Origin of the sequence: Microbacterium sp. K36 (genome assembly GCF_004794355.1) — a bacterium.
In the GTDB taxonomy this organism is placed as follows: domain Bacteria; phylum Actinomycetota; class Actinomycetes; order Actinomycetales; family Microbacteriaceae; genus Microbacterium; species Microbacterium paraoxydans_D.
This window is the reverse complement of record NZ_SSDN01000008.1, coordinates 1-7,472: the sequence shown is the minus strand read 5'-3', so window position 1 is coordinate 7,472 and position 7,472 is coordinate 1. Positions and strand designations below refer to the sequence as shown.

8 protein-coding genes and 1 pseudogene are annotated in these 7,472 nt (G+C 70.0%); 6 read left to right on the top strand and 3 right to left on the bottom strand.

Annotation, left to right across the window (positions count from 1 at the left end; translation table 11 throughout):
- Together DW296_RS00200 and DW296_RS00195 are read left to right on the top strand one after the other, a co-directional pair.
- Positions 1–721: hypothetical protein (locus DW296_RS00200; protein WP_240742936.1), on the top strand; the 721-nt coding region annotated here is incomplete at its 5' end.
- Positions 722–749: 28 nt separating this feature from the next.
- Positions 750–977 (top strand): RNA-binding S4 domain-containing protein, encoded by a 228-nt coding sequence (locus DW296_RS00195; RefSeq protein ID WP_025102805.1) that lies wholly within the window; start codon positions 750–752, stop codon positions 975–977.
- On the opposite strand, the gene DW296_RS00190 is transcribed toward DW296_RS00195, so the two are convergent.
- Positions 917–1,909, bottom strand: coding sequence for a DMT family transporter (locus DW296_RS00190; protein ID WP_240742935.1), 993 nt, complete (start codon positions 1,907–1,909; stop codon positions 917–919). The genes DW296_RS00195 and DW296_RS00190 overlap by 61 nt on opposite strands.
- A gap of 32 nt (positions 1,910–1,941) precedes the next feature.
- On the opposite strand from DW296_RS00190, the gene DW296_RS00185 reads away from it, so the two are divergent.
- Entirely contained in the window at positions 1,942–2,547 is a 606-nt protein-coding gene (locus DW296_RS00185; RefSeq protein WP_136050589.1) for a TetR/AcrR family transcriptional regulator, read from the top strand.
- Here DW296_RS00185 and DW296_RS00180 read toward each other — a convergent pair.
- A complete protein-coding gene (locus DW296_RS00180; RefSeq protein ID WP_136050588.1) occupies positions 2,544–3,020 on the bottom strand; it encodes a hypothetical protein in 477 nt (158 codons plus the stop codon). The genes DW296_RS00185 and DW296_RS00180 overlap by 4 nt on opposite strands.
- A 91-nt stretch (positions 3,021–3,111) precedes the next feature.
- On the opposite strand from DW296_RS00180, the gene DW296_RS00175 reads away from it, so the two are divergent.
- On the top strand, positions 3,112–3,744 hold the full coding sequence (locus tag DW296_RS00175; RefSeq protein ID WP_136050587.1) for a winged helix-turn-helix transcriptional regulator: 633 nt from the start codon (positions 3,112–3,114) through the stop codon (positions 3,742–3,744).
- A 9-nt stretch (positions 3,745–3,753) separates the two neighbouring features.
- Here DW296_RS00175 and dnaB read toward each other — a convergent pair whose 3' ends face one another.
- Positions 3,754–5,127 (bottom strand): replicative DNA helicase, encoded by a 1,374-nt coding sequence (gene dnaB / locus DW296_RS00170; protein ID WP_025102810.1) that lies wholly within the window; start codon positions 5,125–5,127, stop codon positions 3,754–3,756.
- 516 nt (positions 5,128–5,643) lie between these two features.
- On the opposite strand from dnaB, the gene DW296_RS00165 reads away from it, so the two are divergent.
- Both DW296_RS00165 and DW296_RS16355 read left to right on the top strand, forming a co-directional pair.
- Complete coding sequence (locus DW296_RS00165) at positions 5,644–6,708, top strand: hypothetical protein (protein ID WP_136050586.1); 1,065 nt, start codon at positions 5,644–5,646, stop codon at positions 6,706–6,708.
- A gap of 102 nt (positions 6,709–6,810) precedes the next feature.
- Positions 6,811–7,472: pseudogene (locus tag DW296_RS16355) on the top strand (hypothetical protein); the annotation flags it as partial.

The window sequence follows — 7,472 nt, the reverse complement described above, 5'->3', positions numbered from 1 at the left end:
GGAGCTCGATGCCGCACTCGCGATCGCGTTCGCCGAAGACGAGAAGACGATGTTCGCGACCCCCGCCACGCCCGGACGTAAGCGCGCGCTCCTGATCGGCGGCGGGATCGCGGCCGCGGTACTCCTCGCCGGTGGAGGCGTCGCGGTGGGTGCCGCGATCGGCGACGAGTTCGGCGACGACGACGACCGCCCCGCGATGGAGGGCCCCCGACACGAGGGCGACCACGGCCCGCGCGGAGACCACCGCGGCGACGAGGATGCCCGCCCGAGCGGAGACCGGGGCGACCGCGGCCCGGTGACCGGCATCGGCACGGACGACGTCGACGAGCTTCTCGCGATCGCCGCCGCCGCCCAGGACGCCGCCGAGGGCGAGGTCACCTCGATCGACGCGAAGCGCGACGGAACGTGGGAAGTGCAGCTGACCACGTCCGCCGGGGACGAGACCGAGGTGCGCGTGGACGACGACCTCACCGCGACCGTGGTGTCGACCGACGCCGCGGACGACGACGACAAGGGACCGACGCTCACGCTCGACGAGGAGACCATCCGCACGCTCGTCGACGCCGCCCTCGCGGAGGCCGAGGGGATGATCACCGACCTCGATGTGGACTCCGACGACGTGAGCCCCTACGACGCCTCCGTCCTCACGACGGACAACCGCTCGATCGACATCTCCTTCGACGCCTCGTTCGCGGTCGTCGGCACCGACGTCGACGAGTGACCGCGGCCCTGACGGCTAGCATGCAAGGATGACGAACTCCGATCCGATCGACGAGGTCTCCATCGGCGGCGAGGTCATCCGCCTCGGGCAGTTCCTCAAGTTCGCGGGACTGCTCGATTCGGGCGGCGACGCGAAAGAGGTCATCATCGACGGCTACGTCACCGTGAACGGCGAGGTGGACCGGCGCCGCGGGCGTCAGCTCCGCGACGGCGATGTGGTGACCTTCGAGGGCCGGGCGGTCCGCGTCCGGCCCTGACCCGGCGTCTCGGAGCCTTCCGCCACCTCCGGGCCGCGGTTCCGCGCCTCGCTCACGAGCACCATGGTCACGCCGGCGGCGCACAGCGCGAACCCGCCGAGCGTGATCGCCGTGAGGGGTTCACCGAGCAGCAGCGCCCCGCCGATCGCGGTCGCCGGGGCGACGAGGAAGAGCAGCGCCTGCAGTGCGGTGATGCCGACCCGGCGCAGCAGCCACCAGTACAGACCATAGGCGCCGAGCGTGGGGAAGACGGCGGTCAGGACCACCGCGATCCAGAACGAGGGTCGCTCCGGCGGAACGAGTGCCCCGGCCAGCGCGCCGATGACGAGGAGCAGCACGGCGGTCACGCTCACGTGGATGGTCAGGGTCAGCAGCACCCCCGCGCGCACGGCCGTCCGCCGCTGCACCAGCGTGCCGATCACGAGGCAGACCATCGCCGCCGCCGGAATCAGGTACGCGACGAGCGGCGCGGAACCGGCACCGAACTGGGACTGCACGACGAGCAGCACCCCCACCGCCCCGATCACCAGTCCCGCCACCTGGGCGCCGCGCACACGAAGGCCCAGCACCGGCCCGACCAGCACGGCGACGAGCAACGGCTGGACCGCGTCGATCAGCGCGACGGTGCCGGTGGCGATCCCCGTCGCGACGGCGGCGTACACGGCGGCGCAGTATCCGAACTGGGCGAGCGCGCCGATGATCGCCTGGATGCCGAGTTCCCGTGCGGTCATCCCCTTCGTCGCTCCGGAGATCGCGGCCAGGACGACGAGCAGGACGGCGAGCGGCGTGAATCGCCAGACCAGGAGCGTCAGGGGGTCGACGTCCGCGGTGGCGACCGCGGGGATGAGGAATCCCGAGCTCCACGTGAGGACGAAGGCCACCGCCGCACCCACGGTGATGACCCGAGAGAGTATACCGATCTGTTTACTCATCCCGTCACTATACAGCTTGGTATACTCGCCGCATGTCGACAACCGTGCCGGAGCTCCCGCCGCTGACCCCCGGGGCGCGCCGCGTGCTCGACGCCGCCTCCGACCTCTTCTACGAACGCGGCATCCACGCCGTCGGAGTCGACACCATCGCCGCCGCCGCCGGGGTGACGAAGAAGACGCTCTACGACCGCTTCGGCTCGAAGGAAGCGCTCGTCGTCTCGTACCTCCAGCACCGGGACGCCCGCTGGCGCGCGCACGTCGCCGCCCACCTCGCACGAGCCCCGGAGGCGGGGCCCGCCCGCGTGCTCGCGATCTTCGACGCGGCCATCTCCTGGGTGCCGGACCACAGCACCAAGGGATGCAGCGCCATCAACGCGCGGGCCGAGATCGACGGCCCCGGGGACGCCCCGCTGGTGCTCGCCGAGGCCCGCCGCGAGAAGGAGTGGCTACTCGCGGTCTTCGCAGAACTCTGCAGCGAGGCCGGGTTCCACGACCCGGACCGGCTCGCCGAGACGCTCATGCTGCTCTATGAAGGCGCGATCGTCACCGTCGGCATGGGGACGTTCGCAGAGCCGTTCGCGACCGCTCGGGACAGCGCCCGTCGACTGCTGGAATCCGCTGCGTCCGACGCGTCCTAGACGTCGGTCGCCGGCGAGGACGCTCGCGGCGGCAGCATCGCCCGCACCGTGACCACGAGGAACACCACGAGCAGCACGACCATCGTCACGTCCGCGACGATGTAGGCGTAGTGCGCGCCATCCGTTCCCGGAGCCTCCCGCCCTGCGATGACGAGGTCGCTGCGCCGGTTGAGGATTGGGCGGATGACGACGACCTCGACGAGGAACACCAGCCACAGCCCGCCGAGCAGCAGCGCCGAGGGACGTCCGACCCTGGCGCGGATGCTGACCGCCGTCAGCACGAGGAGCACCGCTCCCGCGAGGACGTTGAGGGCGGTGAACACGAGGCGACCGATGCCGAGTCCCAGCGGGATCGTGATCCCCGGAGCCAGGAACTTCAGCGGCGCCTCCAGGAACGAGATCGCGACGATCGCCCCGAGCAGGAAAGCCGGCAGCAGCAGGCGCAGCGCCGTCACCGTGCGTCCACCCGTCATGGCCTCAGATTAACCGGGTTGTCCACGCCGGCGGCCGCGGGTCACCGTGGAAATCGATCCCGCACTCCGCGTTCAGGGAATAATGGGTAACATGCCACGTCCTACCGACGCCTATCGCGGACTCATGCAGAGTAGCCGGCTCCGGGTTCTCGCCGCCTTGATGGACACTCCGGGAATCGGCCTCGCCGAGCTCTCCCTCCGCATGGGCCTCCACGTGAACACGCTGCGCGACCACCTGCGCGTGCTCGAAGGTGAGGGTCTCGCCCGGTCGGAGGTCGAGCACACCGGTCGGCGCGGAAGACCGCGGCTGCGCTTCTCCCCCGTGCTGCCCAGCGATCCGAACGAGATCGAGGAACGGCGGGTCCAGGAAGCGATCCGACACGGCGACCTCATGCGCGCGGTGCTCCCGGCGACGCGATCCGGGCTCCCGGAGGCCGCGACGCATCAGCTCGACGCGCTGTTCCACCACCTCGACGACGTGGGCCTGCAGCCCGACATCGACGAGAAGGCGATGACGGTCGACCTCTCCCCCTGCCGCTTCCACACGCTGCTGACGGATGACCAGACCGTGGTCTGCCGGGTGCACGAGGAGCTCATGAAGTCGGTGCTGGCGAGGGCGGGCGGCCCCGTGGAGATCGAACGCGTGATCCCGTTCACGAGCGCGCACTCCTGCCACGTCCGGCTCAGCCTCCGCGAGGAGTCGGCGTCCGACACGGGACGCTGACGCCGGGGGTCAGTTGAAGTCGCCGCCCGGCGCCATATCGGCGAACCGGGAGTAGTGCCCCTGGAAGGCGACCGTGATTGTCGCGGTCGGACCGTTACGGTGCTTGGCCACGATGAGGTCGGCTTCGCCGGGACGGACGTCCTTGTCGTAGACCGAGTCGCGGTGCAGCAGGATGACCATGTCGGCGTCCTGCTCGATCGATCCGGACTCTCGCAGGTCGCTGATGGCGGGCTTCTTGTCCTGTCGCTGCTCGGGACCACGGTTCAGCTGCGACAGCGCGATGACCGGGACCTGCAGCTCCTTCGCGATGAGCTTGAGGCTTCGGGAGAACTCCGAGACCTCCTGCTGACGGGACTCGACGCGCTTACCCGACGTCATGAGCTGGAGGTAGTCGATGATGACCATGCGCAGACCGGCACGCTGCTTCAGCCGTCGGCACTTCGCCCGGATCTCGACGAGCGTCATGTTCGGGCTGTCGTCGATGTAGAGCGGGGCGTCGTTGATGCGGCCGCGGGTGGCGGCGACCGTCGTCCAGTCCCGCGGGTCGAGCGTTCCCTTGCGCATGTTCTGCAGCGGGATCGCCCCCTCGGCGCTGAGCAGACGCATCGCGATCTCGCTCTTGCCCATCTCGAGGGAGAAGAAGATCGAGGGGAAGTCGTGCCCGATCGACGCCGCACGGGCGAAGTCGAGGGCGAGCGTGGACTTTCCCATCGCGGGTCGCGCCGCGACGACGATCATCTGCCCGCCGTGCAGGCCGTTGGTGAGCTCGTCGAGCTCCCGGAAGCCGGTGGGGATGCCGGTCATGGAGCCGTCGCGGCCGTTGGCCGCCTCGATCTCCTCGACCGCGGCGTCGACGGCGACGGTGAGCGGCACGTAGTCCTCGGCCGTCTCCGAGCCGGTCACCGAGTAGATCTCGGCCTGCGCGTTGTTGACGATGTCGGTCGCGTCGCCCTGGCCGTCGTAGCCGAGCTGGACGATGCGCGTCCCGGCGTCGACGAGTCGGCGGAGGATCGCGCGCTCGGAGACGATGCCGGCGTAGTAGCCGGCGTTGGCCGCGGTCGGGACGATCGACGTGAGCGTGTGCAGGTAGTCGGCACCGCCGGCCTTGTTCAGCTCACCCGTCTTGATGAGCTCGTCGGTGACCGCGACGACGTCTGTCGGCTCACCGTGGGAGTAGAGCGAGAGGATCGCCTCGAAGATGAGCTCGTGCTTGGGGATGTAGAAGTCGGCGCCCTTGAGCGTCTCGATCACGTCGGCGACCGCGTCCTTCGACAGGAGCATGCCGCCCAGGGCGCTCTGCTCGGCGAGGAGGTCGTGCGGAGGGGTGCGCTCGGGCGGACGCTGCCCTCCCAGGCGCTCCTCGGAGATGTCGGCGATCGACACTGTGTTCCCTTCGATGCGACGGTTCTGAGGCGGGCCCCGCGCGCGCATCCGCGGATGCCGGTGCGGGGGACCGCGGCCGCGCGGCGGCCATCCCCAGACAAGCAGGTGCCCCCGACATTCGGTCGCTCGACCACGCTATGAGCGGTCTTCACACGGTGCAACACGGCCTGTGGATAACCATGTGGACAGCGTGCGGACAATCTCGGAGTGTCTGTGCAGAACAGGTGTGGATAACCCGGTGGACGGTGTGAACACCGAACTTTTTTATCTACCCTGAACGCGGTTTTATCGTTTCCCCACCCTGTGGATGAAAACGAGTTTAAATTGCGCGTTGAAGGTTTCCCCTTCGGAGGGGGCATGTGTAGAACCTGGGGAAAGTCAAGCCGGAAATCCGCCGGGCGCGTCACGATCTGACACGAGAAGAATCGGATGTAAACACCCCTGGACAGACAGGGGGTCCGCGAGTATTCTGCCTCCCATCGACACACCCGTGGACCTTCGGAGGGGGAGGACGACGTGGACGCTCGGACCACCCGACGCGGCGTACCCCACGCCGTCCTCTGGGGTGGAATCGGCGCGCTCGCCTGGGCAGCCCTGACCGTCCTCACCGGCGGCGGCTCCGCACACGCGGACGAGCAGCCCAAGGGTCCGCTCGACGGCCTCACCTCTGTCGTGTCCGAGACCGTCACCGCCGTGACGAAGCCGGTCGTGAACAACGTCGTGGCTCCGGTGGTGAACCAGGTGGCGACGCCGGTGGTCCAGGAGGTCGTCGCGCCTGTGGTGCACGAGGTCGTGGCTCCGGTCGTGACCCATACCGTCGCTCCCGTGCAGGAGGCCGCTCCCGCCGTCGTCGAGACGGTGACCGAGACGGTGACACAGGTCCCCGTCGTCGGAGACACCGCGGCCCCGGTGCTCGAGGCGGTCGCCGAGACCACCGAGACGGTCGTCGAGCCCGTGACCGACGTGCTCGGCTCTGCACCGGTCTCACAGATCACGGCGCCCGTGCTCGACCTCGTCGGCGGCCTTCCGCTGGTCGGAGGGATCGTCGTCGACTCCGGCGCCATCGACCTGGTCGAGAACGTCGTCGGCGTCGTCGACGGCACGACCGGCCTGATCGGCGGCGTCGTCGAAGAGACCGTTCCGCCGGTCGTCGAGGTGCTCACGCCACACGAGCCGGCCGCACCGCAGATCCCGGAGGGCTCCGTCCCCGCGGGTGCGACCACGGCGCGCGACGAGATCGCCGCGCTTCCGGAGCCTGCGCCCGCACCATCGGCCTCCCCGAGCACGGGCCAGCACTCTGCGGTCCGTACCGTGGCTTCCTTTGCAGGCCCGGTCTCCGCGCCCGACTCCTCGGACGCCGGCGCCGGTGACACCGCTCCGGTGCCGCTCGGTGCTCCTCCGGCCGCTCCGGCCGCCCCCGCCTCGTCCTCCGCCACCTCGGCCGGAGGTTCCACCAGCGCCCCCGCTCGCCTCAGCGAGATCGGCGCCACCCCGCTCCGTGCCTGGGAGCGGGCAGCCGGCGCACGGGACGACGCCCTTCCGGGCGCCCCCGTCGCCGACACCGACGTCTCTCCCGACTGACGGATTGTCGCGTCATCCCACCCGGATGACAGATGCCGTGCTGCGCGCGCACTTCCTCGCGTGCATCCCATCAGACAGACCAGTCACGTCAGGAGAACCATCATGCGTACCTACGCGAAGCGCGTCCTCTGGGGCACGCTCATCGCCGGCGGGATCACCCTGCTCGGCGCGACGGCCGCCAATGCGGCCGAGACATCCGGAGACGACGGCTTGCTCTCCGGCACCCAGGCCGTAGCGCCCATCACCGCCCCGATCACGGTCGTCGACAACGCGATCTCCGTGCTCGGCGACGCGGCATCCACGGCGCCTGCCCCGGCCCCTGCTCCGGCACCGGCTCCCGCTCCCGCCCCGGCTCCCGCCCCCGCTCCGCAGACGAGCGGCGCGGAGGGCACGGTATCCGGCACCCAAGCCGTGGTGACCGTGAACCTTCCGGTCACGGTGACGGACAACGCCATCAGTCTCACCGAAGACTCCACGACCAGCACCCCGGCCGCCGCTCCTCCCCAGAGCGCGGCTCCCCAGGCCCCTGACGCGGCCGGGGTGCTTTCCCTCGACACGGACGGCCTGGATGGTGTGCTCTCGGGCACCCAGGCTCTCGTGGCGGTCAACGCCCCGGTGACCGTGTCTGACAACGCCATCTCGCTGCTCGGTGACTCCGAGTCGGCCGCCGAGGGAGAGAGCGCCGCAGCACCGGCGCCTGCCCCGGCGACCGGGTCGAGCACCTCGGGCGAGGACGGCACCGCGAGCGGCACCCAGGTCGTCGC